This is a genomic window from Bacteroides cellulosilyticus (assembly GCF_020091405.1).
In the GTDB taxonomy this organism is placed as follows: Bacteria; Bacteroidota; Bacteroidia; order Bacteroidales; family Bacteroidaceae; genus Bacteroides.
In genome coordinates this window covers 4219847-4235001 of the sequence record NZ_CP081903.1, presented here as the reverse complement: position 1 = coordinate 4235001, position 15155 = coordinate 4219847, and the positions used below count along the sequence as shown (strand labels likewise).

The 15155-nt window shown below is 41.5% G+C and carries 12 protein-coding genes and 1 pseudogene; 6 read left to right on the top strand and 7 right to left on the bottom strand.

The features are described 5' to 3' along the window. The first annotated feature begins 67 nt into the window (after positions 1 to 67). The gene (locus K6V21_RS15800) at positions 68 to 1498 is read left to right on the top strand and encodes a glycosyl hydrolase family 28 protein (RefSeq protein WP_224319208.1); all 1431 of its coding nucleotides are present in this window, start codon (positions 68 to 70) and stop codon (positions 1496 to 1498) included. A 124-nt stretch (positions 1499 to 1622) separates the two neighbouring features. Here K6V21_RS15800 and K6V21_RS15795 read toward each other — a convergent pair whose 3' ends face one another. After that, positions 1623 to 1958: a Spy/CpxP family protein refolding chaperone gene (locus K6V21_RS15795; RefSeq protein WP_224319207.1), complete on the bottom strand. Its 336-nt coding sequence runs from the start codon at positions 1956 to 1958 to the stop codon at positions 1623 to 1625. A 241-nt stretch (positions 1959 to 2199) separates the two neighbouring features. Here K6V21_RS15795 and K6V21_RS15790 point away from each other — a divergent pair, with 241 nt between their 5' ends. Then, entirely contained in the window at positions 2200 to 2592 is a 393-nt protein-coding gene (locus K6V21_RS15790; RefSeq protein WP_224319206.1) for a hypothetical protein, read from the top strand. Positions 2593 to 2920: 328 nt separating this feature from the next. Here the strand turns inward: K6V21_RS15790 and K6V21_RS15785 are convergent, their stop codons facing one another. Continuing rightward, on the bottom strand, positions 2921 to 3544 hold the full coding sequence (locus K6V21_RS15785) for an HU family DNA-binding protein (RefSeq protein ID WP_224319205.1): 624 nt from the start codon (positions 3542 to 3544) through the stop codon (positions 2921 to 2923). Between the two features lie 445 nt (positions 3545 to 3989). On the opposite strand from K6V21_RS15785, the gene K6V21_RS15780 reads away from it, so the two are divergent. Continuing rightward, positions 3990 to 6083, top strand: a complete 2094-nt coding sequence (locus tag K6V21_RS15780) for a BT4734/BF3469 family protein (protein ID WP_224319204.1) — start codon at positions 3990 to 3992, stop codon at positions 6081 to 6083. A gap of 120 nt (positions 6084 to 6203) precedes the next feature. On the opposite strand, the gene K6V21_RS15775 is transcribed toward K6V21_RS15780, so the two are convergent. From K6V21_RS15775 to K6V21_RS15755, 5 genes and pseudogenes are all read right to left on the bottom strand, one after another. Beyond that, positions 6204 to 6908, bottom strand: a complete 705-nt coding sequence (locus tag K6V21_RS15775; protein ID WP_224319203.1) for a DUF4143 domain-containing protein — start codon at positions 6906 to 6908, stop codon at positions 6204 to 6206. Between the two features lie 167 nt (positions 6909 to 7075). Then, positions 7076 to 8059 (bottom strand): annotated as a pseudogene (locus K6V21_RS15770) (IS3 family transposase); the annotation flags it as partial. Next, the gene (locus tag K6V21_RS15765; RefSeq protein ID WP_224319009.1) at positions 8032 to 8379 is read right to left on the bottom strand and encodes a hypothetical protein; all 348 of its coding nucleotides are present in this window, start codon (positions 8377 to 8379) and stop codon (positions 8032 to 8034) included. The gene K6V21_RS15765 and the pseudogene K6V21_RS15770, both read right to left, overlap by 28 nt. Positions 8380 to 8626: 247 nt before the next feature. Further along, positions 8627 to 9562 carry a hypothetical protein gene (locus tag K6V21_RS15760; RefSeq protein WP_224319202.1) on the bottom strand — a complete coding sequence of 312 codons (936 nt, stop codon included), beginning with the start codon at positions 9560 to 9562 and terminating at the stop codon, positions 8627 to 8629. A gap of 223 nt (positions 9563 to 9785) precedes the next feature. Next, positions 9786 to 11132: an ATP-binding protein gene (locus K6V21_RS15755; protein WP_224319201.1), complete on the bottom strand. Its 1347-nt coding sequence runs from the start codon at positions 11130 to 11132 to the stop codon at positions 9786 to 9788. 445 nt (positions 11133 to 11577) lie between these two features. Between K6V21_RS15755 and K6V21_RS15750 the strand changes: the two genes are divergently transcribed. From K6V21_RS15750 to K6V21_RS15740, 3 genes are all read left to right on the top strand, one after another. Further along, on the top strand, positions 11578 to 12063 hold the full coding sequence (locus K6V21_RS15750; RefSeq protein ID WP_224319200.1) for a hypothetical protein: 486 nt from the start codon (positions 11578 to 11580) through the stop codon (positions 12061 to 12063). A 164-nt stretch (positions 12064 to 12227) separates the two neighbouring features. Next, on the top strand, positions 12228 to 13613 hold the full coding sequence (locus tag K6V21_RS15745) for a glycosyl hydrolase family 28 protein (protein WP_224319199.1): 1386 nt from the start codon (positions 12228 to 12230) through the stop codon (positions 13611 to 13613). 93 nt (positions 13614 to 13706) lie between these two features. Continuing rightward, positions 13707 to 15149 (top strand): redoxin family protein, encoded by a 1443-nt coding sequence (locus K6V21_RS15740; protein WP_224319198.1) that lies wholly within the window; start codon positions 13707 to 13709, stop codon positions 15147 to 15149. Positions 15150 to 15155: the final 6 nt, after the last annotated feature.

Here is a 15155-nt window from a genome sequence, read left to right as displayed (position 1 = left end):
TTTTGCATTAAGTGTATTTCTTTCATTATTCGTATCTTCCGTTAATAAATAACGTAATACTATATAAATGAACCTAAAACGATTTGTATTTATCGCAAGTATCCTGTTGGGTTATATCCAGTGTATCTACTCACAAGCCCAATTAACAACTTACCCGGCACCGAAAGATGCCGAACTGATGAATGATTTCTCTGTCAAAGTGAGACAAAACGGAAAAGACTGGAAGTCTGTGGACACATACCTTGTCCAAGTAGACGAAGTGCAAGGAAACAACCATAATGTAGAAAATGCCTCCATGAGCTATTTCGACTTCTCAGGCGAAGTAGAAGTATCGGTAACGTTCAATCACGGAACAATCCAAACGGGTCGTATCCGCCCACTATCTTACGGAATAGCCCCTTCGATAGACGGTAATACAATGACCTTCAAACTGGACCGTCCGCGTAACTTGTCGGTAGAAGTAAACGGAGATATTTTCCATAATCTTCATCTTTTTGCCAATCCGATAGATGAGAAGAAACCCAAAAAACTGAAGGATAAGAATCTGATTTACTTCGGTCCGGGCATACACACATTTCCCGGGGACACACTGAATGTTCCGTCCGGAAAGACGGTTTATATAGCGGGAGGAGCTCTTGTAAAAGGATGCATCCAGGTGGTAAATGCTCAGAATGTGAAGATTCTGGGAAGAGGTATCGTTATTCCCGAACGCTGGGCAGGGCTACGTATCGTCAATTCCAAAAATGTATTAGTAGAAGGAGTTATCACTACCCAATGCCCCACAGGAGGATCGGACAGCATAACGATACGCAACGTAAAATCCATCAGCTCTTACGGTTGGGGCGACGGCATGAATGTATTTGCCAGCAACAATGTATTGTTCGACGGCGTATTTTGCCGTAACTCCGACGATTGCACCACTGTCTACGGAACTCGTCTGGGATTTACCGGCGGTTGCAAAAATATCACCATGCAAAACTCTACCCTTTGGGCGGATGTAGCGCACCCCATCTTTATCGGTATTCATGGAGACGTTGAAAACCCTGAGATTCTGGAAAACCTGAATTATATCAATATCGACATTCTGGACCATAAAGAGAAGCAATTGGATTATCAAGGCTGCCTCGCCATCAATGCAGGCGATAATAATCTGATCCGCAATGTGCGCTTTGAGAATATCCGGATAGAAGATTTCAGACAGGGACAATTAGTTAATCTGCGTATCTTCTACAATGAGAAATATTGCAAAGCACCGGGCAGAGGTATTGAGAATGTATTGTTCAAGGATATCTCCTACACGGGAGAGAATGCAGAAGTTTCCATGATTATCGGTTATGACAAAAAACGGAAAGTGAAAAACATTCGTTTTGAAAACTTACAAATAAACGGTGAAGTGATTTATGATGACATGCCCGATAAACCCAAATGGTATAAGACCGGAGATATGGCACGCATCTTTGTAGGCGAACATACAGAAGAGGTTACATTCAGTAAATAACCGTTTGAAAAAAAACAATAAGCTTATCGATACTGTCATCCTAAGCGTAGTCGAAGGATCTCCTCTCCGTGCATTCAGGTGAGTAGATCCTTCACTACGTTTGACATATCTTCCTTATAGAAGATTATTTCCCTCTTCTCTGTCCTCTCTGAGGCCTCATGCTCTGATACTTTTTATACTGTTCGTCCGTCAGAATCTTTTTGAGTTTCGCATCTGCCTCATTACGTTTTTTCTCCATTTCCTCGCGTGAAGGTCTTTCGCCCGAAGCACCTCTGTTTGGTCTCATTTCCTCCATTACCGCCTTAAATTCTTTAGCCTGAGCTTCATTCAGTCCCAGATCTGTCACCATCTGTTCGATACGCTTTGACATGTCAGGACGTCCACCTCTGTTATCCTGAGCCATACATACTGCCGAGCCCATAAACAGAACAACGGCCAAACCTAAAATTTGCTTCTTCATAATTCTAATGCATTTAAAAGTGAGTTATATTTTCATTGAATTCACCAAATATGCATCTATGACTCTTTTTACATGAAACAGTTTAATCCCGTCAGCAAGAAAATCGACCAAGAGGAAGTTTTTATAGATGAAACGGAAACTATTCTCTCACCAAGCCAAAGGGATGAGAACTAATTTCTTATATAAAACTCCCTTCTTATACACAAAAACAATTATTTTTGCAGATATAACTTTTTCTACTATGACACGAAAGCTTTTCCTCCTCCACCTCCTGTGCTTCTGTTGCCTCCTTTCAGCCCAAGCAACCGGACAGATATCCGATCTCATCATTATCGGAAAAGACACTTTTATGTTGCAAACGTGCCCGATAGAGCACGATTCAATCTTAAGCAAACAGGTGAGTGAACGTCTCTCCCAAGAGGACTTTTGTACAGCCTGCTGGAGAGGATACCAAGCCACATGGCAAATAGAAGATGATAAACTGATTCTGAAAAAAATAGAAGACAGCAAAAGCCTTTTCGCCTATCCCGATACAGTGCCGGAAGTTACCGTTGATTTAAATGGCATCTTCGATCAGTATCAGGACAAACGAGGCCGGATAGTAGCCTCTTGGTTCAGTGGAGCGATAGTATAGAAGTTCACATAATTCGTCCGGACAGTATCATGGAAGAACGTAAAAATCTCTATATAGAACACATCTGTGAAATTTTGAAAAAAGTTCCGCAATGGGAAGTACTCACCGTACGCAATAAAATCTGGAAAACCGAACGGTGGACAATAAGTGTGTCACCCCCCAAAAAACGAACAAGAGGAATTTCTACACAATGAAAGTTTTTCGATAGTTGTCAGCACTCCAGCACTAAGACAGCTAATATACAATAAAACAAACAGTTGCCTTGTGCTGGCAACCGTTGCAACCAGTGCTGACAAACTGTTTATCAGCACTGGTTTTTTCGATATATTTACGGATTTTCCGATTTAACCTCCTGTGGTTTAGCACGTACATACACTTTATGCGAACCACGCCCGATTGTGCTCAAATATCCCTTTTCCACAAGCAAATTGAGGTCATCCAGTGCTTTATTCTTCAAAAGTCCCGTGATACAGCTGTAATCTTTGCGTGTAATGAAGGGATGCGTCTCCAAAAACACCAGTAAACGGCGGTAACGCTCGGCACCGCCAAGCTCCGCACTCTTACGGAAACCATATTTGGCACGCTCCACAGAACCGGCACACCGCTTGCGGAAATCGGGTGATACACGGAAATGTACTTTGCCGAAAAAGATAGTCTGCGCGTGGATTTCTTTCGGATCCATCACCGGACGGCCTTGCAGGCCTGCCGAAAAATATCCCATGTCGCCCAACTGAACGTGGTGTCCTTCGGATAAATAATATGAAACCCGATCCTCTATCGCCGCCAACAAACCATGGATGTCACCGGGGCTGAAACTGGACATTCGGGAAATGTCACTAACCAAACGCTCTGTGTCAATCGTACCTTTATTCACGATACGTGGATACAAGGGTTGTAATTCACCGTCACCCTTCGGGTTAGGTCTTCTTTGGAAGTCATACTGTGCTGCCATTGTTTTTTGTTTCTGTTTAAAGGGTTAATACTGTTCTTCTTAAGTGATTGAAAGCCAAAACAAGGCAGAGAAATGTGCAGATAGTCTGTCGTTTTTGTGCTTTTGGCTTAGGATAAATATTCTTATGCTTACTCTAAAACTTCGTCCTGCAATTGCGGGCTGTCCGGTGGGCAGTTGCAGGCTACTTGGTTCCCATATCGAAACCGTCGGGCCCGCAATTGCAGGACGAAGTTTTAGAGTAAGCAAAGATACGAAATCAATAAGGCAAAAGCAAGTTTGCCCTTAAGTATTCGTTAATTTTTCTCATGCATTTAGGACGACAGTCTTTAAGGATAAATAGAATCATAAAAGGCATTTATAATTTGCTTTCAGCGCATATTATGCGTACCTTGCAGTCGCTAAGGAATAACCCTTATTGCTCAATTATTTCAAAACACATATACGGATGAAAATAACTCTTATCAGAGAAGACCGGGAGAGTGGAAAAGAAACCCTCAACACCTGCGAAGCTGACGCATGGATAGACCGGATAAAAACAGAAACCAAAGAGGAACACGTCACAAGATTGCGCTCCATGCTCCTTTACACGAATCCTGACAGCGGAGGATACTATGAACACATCGACAAGTTGCCGCGCATTTATCCCTCCGTGGAATTCGGAAGAAGCAGAGACAACGGGCGAAAACTGAAACACTACAACGGCGTAGTGATGTTGGAAGTAAACCATTTGGCCGGATTGTCCGAAGTGGAACTGGTGAAACGGCAGGCGGCTTTGTTACCGCAAACTTGGGCGGCTTTTGCCGGAAGCAGTGGACGGAGTGTGAAAATCTGGGTGAAATTCGCCCTGCCGGACGGAAATTTGCCGGTGAAAGAAGAAAACATGGAGTCTTTTCACGCACACGCCTACCGCATGGCAGTGCAATGCTACCAGCCCATATTGCCGTTTCCCATCACGCTGCGAGAGCCTTCTATGACGCAAAGCTGCCGCATGACGCTTGATGCATATCCCTACTTCAACCGGCAAGCCATTCCTTTCTGCCTTGAGCAGCCCTTCGGTATGCCCGGCGAAGAAACTTTCCGGCAACGCCAACTGACGGAAAAGAACCCATTGTCAAGACTGAAACCGGGTTACGAAACCTCGCAGACCTTCACATTATTGTTTGAAACAACCCTCAGCAAAGCACTGAATGAAATGGAAGAATGGAAACGGGGCGACGACTTGCAGCAACTGCTGGTGTGCCTGGCAGAACACTGTTTCAAGGCAGGCATACCGGAGGAAGAGACTGTACGCCAAGTCATGATACATTATTTCAAGCAGACGGACGAACCAACCGTGCGGACAACTGTCCACAACCTCTATCAGGAATGCAAAGGATTTGGCAAAAGAAAATCGCTGACACCGGAACAAGATACTGCTTTCCGACTAAATGAATTTATGGAACGCAGGTACGAATTCCGTTTCAATGCTTTGACGAGCGACCTGGAATACCGGCAACGGGACTCCATTCATTTTTATTTCCAGCCCGTTGACCAGCGCGTAAAAAACAGCGTGGCAATGGATGCCCTGCAAGAAGGTATCCGTGTGTGGGACAGGGATGTGAACAGGTATTTATCCTCCAATCGAGTACCGCTTTATAATCCGGTGGAAGACTACCTCTGCAATCTGGGCCGCTGGGACGGAAAAGACCGCATCCGCGCATTGGCCGACCTTGTACCTTGCAACAATCCTCATTGGAGGGAACTTTTCTACCGCTGGTTCCTGAATATGGTGGCGCATTGGAGGGGGCTCGATAAGTTGCATTCCAACAGTACATCTCCCCTATTGGTGGGTGCGCAGGGTTTTCGGAAATCGACCTATTGCCGCATCATTCTTCCACCTGAACTCCGCTTCGGCTATACCGACAGTCTGGACTTCAAGAGCAAACGGGATGCGGAACTGTATCTGGGGCGCTTCATGCTGATTAACATTGATGAGTTCGACCAGGTCAGCATCAATCAACAAGGCTTTCTGAAACATTTACTACAAAAGCCCGTAGCCAACCTGCGCAAACCGTATGGCAGCAGCATACAGGAAATGCGGCGCTATGCCTCGTTCATCGGGACAAGCAATCAGAAAGACTTGCTGACCGATCCGAGCGGCAGCCGCCGTTTCATCTGTATAGAAGTGACCGCACCGATTGATACAAACGTAACCATCAACTACCGCCAACTCTATGCACAGGCGATGGAAGCCATCGTAAAGGGCGAACGTTATTGGTTTGATGATGCCGATGAGGCTATTTTGCGTGAAACGAACCGGGAATTCGAGCAAATGAGCCCGGTTGAGCAGCTATTCCATTGTTATTTTCGTTCACCGGAAGAGAGAGAAGAAGGCGAATACTTGTCTCCCATGCAAATACTGGAACATCTACGGAGTAAGAATAGGGATATTAAGCTGACAGCAAGCAATGTAAATCACTTTGGGAGGATATTGCGGAAGAATAATCTGGAATATAAACGAACTTGCAAAGGTATTGTATACTGGGTAGAAAAGTTATAATAATTTATTTTTCAGTGTGACGACAAACGGTTTGTCGTCACTTATCACAACGGTTGCCGTCACCAGGCAACCGTTTGTATTTCAATAGATTCAATGGAGTTGTGCTGAAGTGCTGACAAACTATGCAAACTTATTATTGAAAAAGGTTTCCAGTTGTCCGGCATAGTAAAATGGCATATTATATAATGTGTATTGTTTGCCGGAAGGCAAACGTATCAAATCGGAAGTCAAGGGTCCGTTCCATAGACGCAAAGCAATGTCCTCTTGGGACTCATCCATATACTGATGCAAAGAACGCAGCTTAGAATTATCCCCCGTCTTCACCTCAACAGGTATCAAATGTGATTTATATTTATATACAAAGTCCACCTCCGCTTGTGAATTACGGGCATCGCGAACCCAAAACATGCGTTTGACTCCAAAGGCAAAAGAAGCCCCCAACAATTCCTGTCCTACTACCTGTTCAGCAATATGTCCATTCCATAATTCATCTGTATCAGAAGTGAACAACAAACTCTCCTGCATTCCAGCCACATAATTAACCAATCCAGTGTCCAACCACAACAATTTCGGACTTCTTTTCAAATCCGGAAGAATAGGAAATGAAGTGGAAATCAATGGATAGACCAGTTCCAACAAAAGAGTTTTCTCCAAAGTTCTGAACGCATTACCCATTTCTGCCGACTTATAGGAAGAACTACAGAATTTGGAGAACTGGAAGCGTTGCCCGGCCAATCCCCAGCCATAATTCAAAATATAGCGAAGGATATCTTGCTCTTTAGGACGTTGTGCATACTTTTCAATATCATCTTTGTAGCCGGACAATAAAGAATTAAATATTGTACCAGCTCAATAAAGTAGACACTAAAAATAATCTTTAGTTAATACTATTTTTAAAAGTAGTCAATACTACACTTTTTCTTAATTTCTCTTTTGCGAAAGTAGACATTCTCATCTATTTTCACAAGTTTTTCTTTTTAAAAGTAGACACCTTATTCAACCTTTTGATTATCAGCATGATTTTTCCTCTTCTGTACAAATTTCGGTAATTCGGATAGTTCCCTCTTAGAAAAAGTGTCTTTTCTGTCTAATTCACCTTTGTAATATCTCTTCCGATAGCCTACGGGAGTATCATACCCAATAGCAAAACAGGGGCGCTGCTTATTGTAGTATTCCATGTAGTTCTCTAAAACAGTTCTTACCTGATCGCGCGAACGACAATTGTCAATTCGGTAGTCTATCATCAGTTCCTCTTTTATCCATCCATTAAGAGCCTCATTTACGGGATTGTCTGTGGGTTTCCCGGCACGTGACATAGACCTTACTATCACAGTATCTTTTATAAGGTCATTATAAGCCATTGATGAATAAACACTGCCTTGATCCGTATGAAGTACAACAGACTCGGAAGAGCCCTTCAACAGGGTCACTACCTCTTTCAATCCATCCACATATTGTTCACGGGCGCCCCTACGCTCGGCCAACTTCCAGGACAATATCTCTTTAGTGAATACGTCAAAGTAGAAAGTCAGCTCAAAATAGAATATCCAGAACTTAAGTACAGTCATGTCAGATACTATCACCTGGCGGGGACGGTCGACCGTATCCCATGTGGAAAATATCAGATTAGGATATCGATCACGTACCTTACGAGGCTTATAATGCACCTTGTGGCAGGTTTCAGACTGTATTCCAAGATATCGGAAGCACTTATAGACGAAGTTGTCACTGAGAATGAGGTTGAGATTATGACGTATATAAGCAGCCGTCCAACGGTATCCATGTGACGGATGCTCCGTATGGATCTGTTCGACGATTTCGACCATCGCTTCCCTAGTGATGTCACGCATAGAAGGTTCACGCCTCTTCCATTTATAATAGCCGGCACGGCTCACACCCATCATGGGGCAGATATCCGCTATCGCAAAGTCTCTTGACAACATATCGACTATTTTAAATTCTTCGGCTTTAAACGAACATACTCCGTTTGCCCATCCTCGGTCTGACGTACCACATAATTTTTTTTTAAACGCTCGTTCTCTATGCGGAGTCGCAGAATCTCCCGCTTATAGGCTTCTTCCGTAGGGTTGAGACCCTCAGGAAGAACACCCTTTAGCTCTGCGTCAGCACGCGCAAGACCTTCTAAGCCACCTTCATCATACTGCCTTATCCATTTTTTGAAGGCTGTGTCAGAGATGTTGTTGACTGTACAGAAGTCACTTAACTTAATCAAGGAATTGCTCTTGAACTTACGTATCAAGAACTCTTTTTCCAATGGATTCAAATGTTTTGCCATAAAAGTTTCTCCTTTCCGGTAGATGACAGGGGTAATCAAAACGGGCTAAGGAAGCGCCCTTTCGTTCGGGTTACCCCCTCTCTACAGGGCGCTTCCTTTATCCACTTACGAAGATAACCAATCTCTATCTTTTTTCTACCTTCCAGTGTCTACTTTTTGAGGTGCAACAATTATTGACAAGTATCTTTATAGGTGTATATAACCTTAACATGTTCGTTTATTTCGCTTTCGTATATGACTTTAGATTTCAACATTTTTGTTTCTTAAATAAGTGCAATAATTGTATCCCTATCCCCATTGTGAGCATACGTTCTTTTTTATTTGCCAATAAGTTTTGAGTCCAGTTAAGTAATCCTCCATCACCTATTTCATGTTCTACCCCATCAATAATAATCTTAGTTTTAATTCTAATGCCGTAGTAATAATTATTATGTGAATCTGATTTGGCAATACGAATATCCAAACCGCTATTTTTAGTATAAAAAAAGGTATCTGATACCAATTGACTTTTTTCATCATATCCTTTGCAGGGTATAATTTCAAAGAATATATTTTCAAACCCAAAGACTTCTTTGCAGACCTTCTGTGTTATGGCTAAATGTTTATGCAATTCAGTTCTTTCAAATTCAAAACTACCCGTATCCATACCGCACGAGATTAGGCACAAAAGAGGAAAATGAGGCGTAAAATTTGGGTTTGAGAAAACCTGAGTTCTTATAACTCTTGATACATTACCAAAATTATATGTTTTCTCAGACAGTTCATTACTTTTCTTTAATGAAGCATAATGCAAAGCTATTGCATTTGTTGGGTCGGACTGAACTTCCGTGTTTCTTAGTGCTGTAAGAACTTTTTTTTGATTTACTGTTGCCATTACACTACTTGTACCTAATTGAGCAACAGGGGATAACTCAATTAATTCATAGTTATTATTCGCAATTATTTTACAGCATTCCAATTCTTCCTCTTTAAATTCCAGAAAATCTAATTGTGCAGGTTTAGCCAATTTGTTTTTACTGTATTTACTCAATAAGGAAGATGGTGTTTCTTTTGTGGTACGCCTGTCAAACACCTCTAATAGCAAAGAGTTTAACTCTGAACCACTCAATTTATCGGACAGTATATCAACTATTTCATTTAGATTACACCTGCTAATTATATGTTTTATTGCTTCATCTTTCATATATTCATAATGCTATATATGTATTCATTAAATATTCGTCCTTCTTTTATGACGGACAATTTAATAATTGCCTCTTTCTCAAATCCAATTTTCTCTAATACCCTCATTGATGCGACATTATATTCAAAAATGTGACTCCATACGCTAAAAGTTTGAAGTATACTTCAAACTTTCAAGAAACATAGTTGATACATTCCAAAACTGATGCGCCGTTGCTGGAGGATTACTGTAACATCGACAAATCGACCTTGTAATAAGTTGGCGCCACATTACTCTTTTCAAGGAACATCACCATGTAAATGGGAGCATACACTAATTTGCCCTCCACTCGTAGATTATCATTACAGAACACTACAGCCTCGGAAAGATCATACTCTTTACAATCCATGATATTAGACAAAGCACGATGCACCTCATAATCCTTTCCCGACTTCACCTCGATGGGTAATACTTTACCGTCAAGTTCGATGACAAAGTCTAATTCGCCTCGCTTCTTATTGTTATAATAATAGGGTTCTATGCCATGCGCCACCAATTCTTGAGCAACCGCATTCTCGTATACGGAACCAAAATTAATATTCTTCTCACCCCTGATAATTCGTAACTGAATGCCTTCGGCATATTGAGCGGCGAGCAAGCCTATATCGTTCTGAAAAAGTTTGAACAGATTGCGTGAGCGAGCAAGCAATAAGGGTATCTTAGGTTCTTCCACATTATAAACAGATAATGCAACACCCGCATTTTTCAACCAAAGAAAACTGTTCTGATAACGTTCAAACTTGGCATTCTCATTGAGTTTTTTCAAGATAAACCGTTTATTCTTGGCATCGAGTTCAGGCGGAATGAGATTAAAAATCTCTTCTATATAAAGTTTGTTATCAGGATCATATTGAGCAATGTCACGCTTATACAAACGAATGATATCCTGCTGCACAGACATTACTGCTTGCAAATTATTACTCTCGATATATTTGCTCACGGCAGCAGGCATACCGCCCACAACCAGATACAAGCGGAACAATTCCATGATTTTAGAGTGGACAAATTCATCCACCGCCACGCGACTTTCCCAAGCATTACGCAGAGAGTCGATTATCTTATCATTAATGCCCACACACGAAATAAACTCTTCGAAATCAATGGGATACATATCTTTGATTCCCATATATCCCACAGGTTCCGAACGCAAATCCTTCAGCTCTACGCCAAGCAGTGACCCACTCAAAATATAACGATACGAACCCTCATCTACTAAGAATTTGATGGCTGTAACCATCTCAGGACACTTCTGTACCTCATCGAAAAATATGAGTGTTTCACCTTTAATCAGTGGAATTGTAGTCATAGCCGACAAACGAAACAGTATATCCGCACTCCCCTTTGCACCTCTAAAGACTTCTACGGCTTCAGGATTATCTATGAAGTTTATCTCGACAAAACTCTTGAACGACTTTCCAAATTCCCGGATAGAATAAGTTTTACCGATTTGGCGCGCACCGGTAACAAGCAAAGCATTACGAGTGGTCTCATAATAACGCTTAATGTAATGGTCAATCTTTCTTTTCAGCATGGCTTCTACAGTTTACCTTAAACGACGAAAACACCTATTTCCGTTTTTCCAAGACAAAACTACCATAATTACGCCACTTATCCAAGGCAAAGAGACACTTTTTATGCCACTTTTCCAAGAAAACAGAAAAGTTACGCAAAATGGAGAAACAAATCTATGATTTCGTTGTTAAATGTGAAAAAAGACGTATCTTTGCAACTGAACTATTTGACATGATGATATTTTAACATATATCATGTCCTCCTTCGGTTAGGTTAAAATGTAGCGATTTGTATCTAACGACCGGATGAGCGTAGCCTGTATCAGTTATTGGTACGGGCTTACTCTTCCTGCGTTAAGGGTGCGCTACATACCTGACCTTAGGGATAGAGTAATGCCCCGTACCTTTATAATAAAGCCATTATAGCCGTATAGGGTTGATTTTAAACTTATAATCAAACACTATATGGCTAATTGGTTATCTACAAAGTCAGTAGCTGAGAAATACGGCATACCGAAAGAGCAAATCCGCGAATGGATTAGGTTACGTTATCTGACATGCTCTTCTATAGGCACAGAACCTTATGAAGACAATGACCCACTGATAGATACTGACGAACTTGACAAAGCTCTCGAATTTAATTCACTAAAATCTTATCCTGATGATACCATGATGGAACGAGTGCGAAAAGAGCATTTGAATTGGCTTTATCAGGAAAAAGCCCGTCTGGAAAAAGTCAACGACGATTTATTAGAGGAAATTCATAAGCACACCCGACGGGAAACAGAACTAGGAGAGAACTTAGAGAAAATGATGAATTATACACATGAAATCCTCGAAATCCATGAAAAAATGATGAAAGATTATGAGAATAAGATATCCGGAAAAGGAGGAATTTGGCCTTTTCTCTATCACTTGTTTATCATAAAAAAGAATAAGCCCCTCATCTAACCAATATATATACCCGTTTTTTCCAATCCTTTTCATCTCGTGAATACGGAGCCCGTGATGAGCTCCGTATTCTTTTTATAGAATTGTATAATCGTATTGAGTGATCTTCTGTTTTAATTCGTATATTAGCAGGTATAGAAGCACCGATAAAAAACAATTATACAATGAAGTTTATTACAACAATTTTATCAACTCTTTTCTGCTTATCCATGCAGGCACAGTTAGTGACTTATCCCGGTACACTGAGTACCGGAATGCCGCATAATGATGACTATACCATACGTGTACGCATTCCCGGTGGTGAATGGAAAGACTTGTTCGAATACAACGTACAGGTAGATATGGACAAAGTGCAGGATGCTTCTATGGTGCAATTCGATATGGGAAGTCCTGTAGAACTAATGGTGAAGAAGAACAATGGCACCGTGCGTGAAGTGGCTATACGCCCTTTGAGTAAAGGCATTGAATACAAACAGATACAAAACGCCATTCTTTTCACTTTGGAAAAGCCGCAATATCTCTCCATCGAGTTTAATGGCGACCGACTGCACAATCTGCATCTTTTTGCCAATCCCTTAGAAACAGAGAAATATGATAAGGTAGAAAAAGACATTATGTACTTCGGTCCGGGAGTCCACCGCCCTAAAGACTTACCTAATAATCAAATCCGTATCCCCAGTAATACCACCGTATATCTGGCACCGGGAGCAGTAGTAAAAGCGAAACTTTTGGTAGATAAAGCGGAAAATGTCCGAATTATCGGACGAGGTATCTTAGATCATCCGATACGGGGTATAGAGATAACCGACTCAAAAAATGTACTGATAGATGGAATTACCGTAGTGAACCCTGACCATTATACGGTATTCGGCGGCGGGTCTACAGGAATCACCATCAAAAACCTGAAATCATTCAGTTGCAAAGGTTGGAGCGATGGCATAGATATGATGTGTTGCCGCCAGGTACTTATTGACAATGTCTTTATGCGCAATTCGGACGATTGTATTGCTTTGTACAATCACCGCTGGAACTGGTGGGGAGGTTCATCGGATATCACAGTGCAGAACTCTATTCTTTGGGCAGATGTGGCACATCCCATTAATATAGGTGGTCATGGCGATCCGGACTCACCGACAGGAGAAGTAATAGAGAATCTGACTTTCCGTAACATCGACATTCTGGAACATGACGAGGATGATCCGATTTATCAGGGTTGCATGACAGTGGATTGTGGTGATAAGAATCAGGTTCGTAATGTTCTTTTCGAAGATATCCGGGTAGAGAATATTCAGGAAGGACGGCTGTTTTATGTAAAAGTACGTTTCAACGAGAAATATGATAAACAGCCGGGAAGCGGTATTGAAGGCATTACTTTCAGGAATATTACATATACAGGTGTGGGAGAAAATCCATCGTTAATTCAAGGATTGGACAAAGAACGAACCGTGCAAAACGTGACGTTTGAAAATGTAGTAATCAATGGAGAACGGATGAAAGACTTGAAAGGGGTAGTAACCAATGATTTTATAAAAGGTATTAAGATTAAATAAGTAATCATCGAGAAATAACAGAAAATAATTGTCCCAGTGTAACCTTATTACTATTTTAGCGTCTCAGATTATGAACTAAATGAAAAACAAATAATGGAATTCATCAAATCTTTATGCCTTGGCGGCATAGCAACCACTATGCTCCTAAGCGGATGTACCCAGAAGAGCATTACTTTAGAAGGCAAAGTAACGAATACATCCGGCGCTCCCATTGTATATAACATCACTACAGATGGCATTTACTTACCGAACAAGATTGATACTTTACGCTTAAATGCCGACAGCACGTATCAGATTACCTTACCTGTAAATGGTAACGAAAAGCTGACTCTTTTTCTATATGGTGAGCGAAACTTAGGCAGTATCTATCTTACTCCGGGAAAACAGACGCTTGATATCGATGCTTCCAAATCTAATGAACTAAACCCAGTTGACGGCTTGACGAAAGAAAATGAAATACTCAAGAAGTTGGCTGATCTGAATGAAAACGTATTTAATCTGCGTGCACGCCGGGGAGATGTCTTTAACGTCAGTAAGGACACGGTTGCCTCATCCGTATATCAAAAGCTGACAGACTACGCTACTACATTAGAAAAAGAAGTGGCAGGAGTGGACGATCAGTTCAGGCAGAGAGCCGTACAAGATATACGTATACAGGCTTTGATGGCATATATGAATCAATATTTCGGTAACTACCGGAGAGGTTCCGAAATGGTCAGGAAGGAATGGGACGACGCTTACGCCCAGATGTTGGATTTTGCAAACATCGGTCAGGCTGAAAGCGTATTTTCTCCCGCATTTGCAGATGTCATATCGAATATGGCAGGCATAGATATTTTCATGAAACATGAAAGGCGCACGAATGATGACAATGAACGCAATCAGTTGTTATTCGATTGGTATAAAGCAAATCTACAAGGCCGGGTACAAGAAGCTGCAATGGGACTTCTCATTCTAGAAGATGAAAGCCGCGAATATTTTGCAAACGGTATTTCTGCATTGTATGAGGAGTTCAAGACATTATATCCCAAAAGCGTACTGATGCCGAAATTAGAAACAGCGATACAGAAGAACAAAGCGTTCAATGAAACCGAACTTCCGAAAGACATTCATATATTGAATACGGACAGTGTACGCACCTTTAAGGAAATTACTGACTTATATCCGGGTAAAGTGATCTTTATCGACGTATGGGCTACCTGGTGCAGTCCTTGTCGTGCTTCGTTTGCACACATCAAACCTTTGCAGAAATATGCTGCTGAAAATGATATCGTGTTATTGTATGTTTCCATCGATACTCCCCAAAAAGCTGAACTTTGGAAAAAGATGACAGGGCACTATAACTTAAAAGGAGAGCATGTCATCATCAACGAGGCTTTCAAAATGGAAATTTATGAGAAGTTCGGGCGGAACGGCATACTGTCAATCCCGCATTATGCCATTGTCAATAAAGAAGGGGAATTGCAATTCCCATCGGCAGCCAGCCCGGAAAATATGGATAAGCTGACGGAACAACTGAAAGAAGCCTCTAAATGAACGATT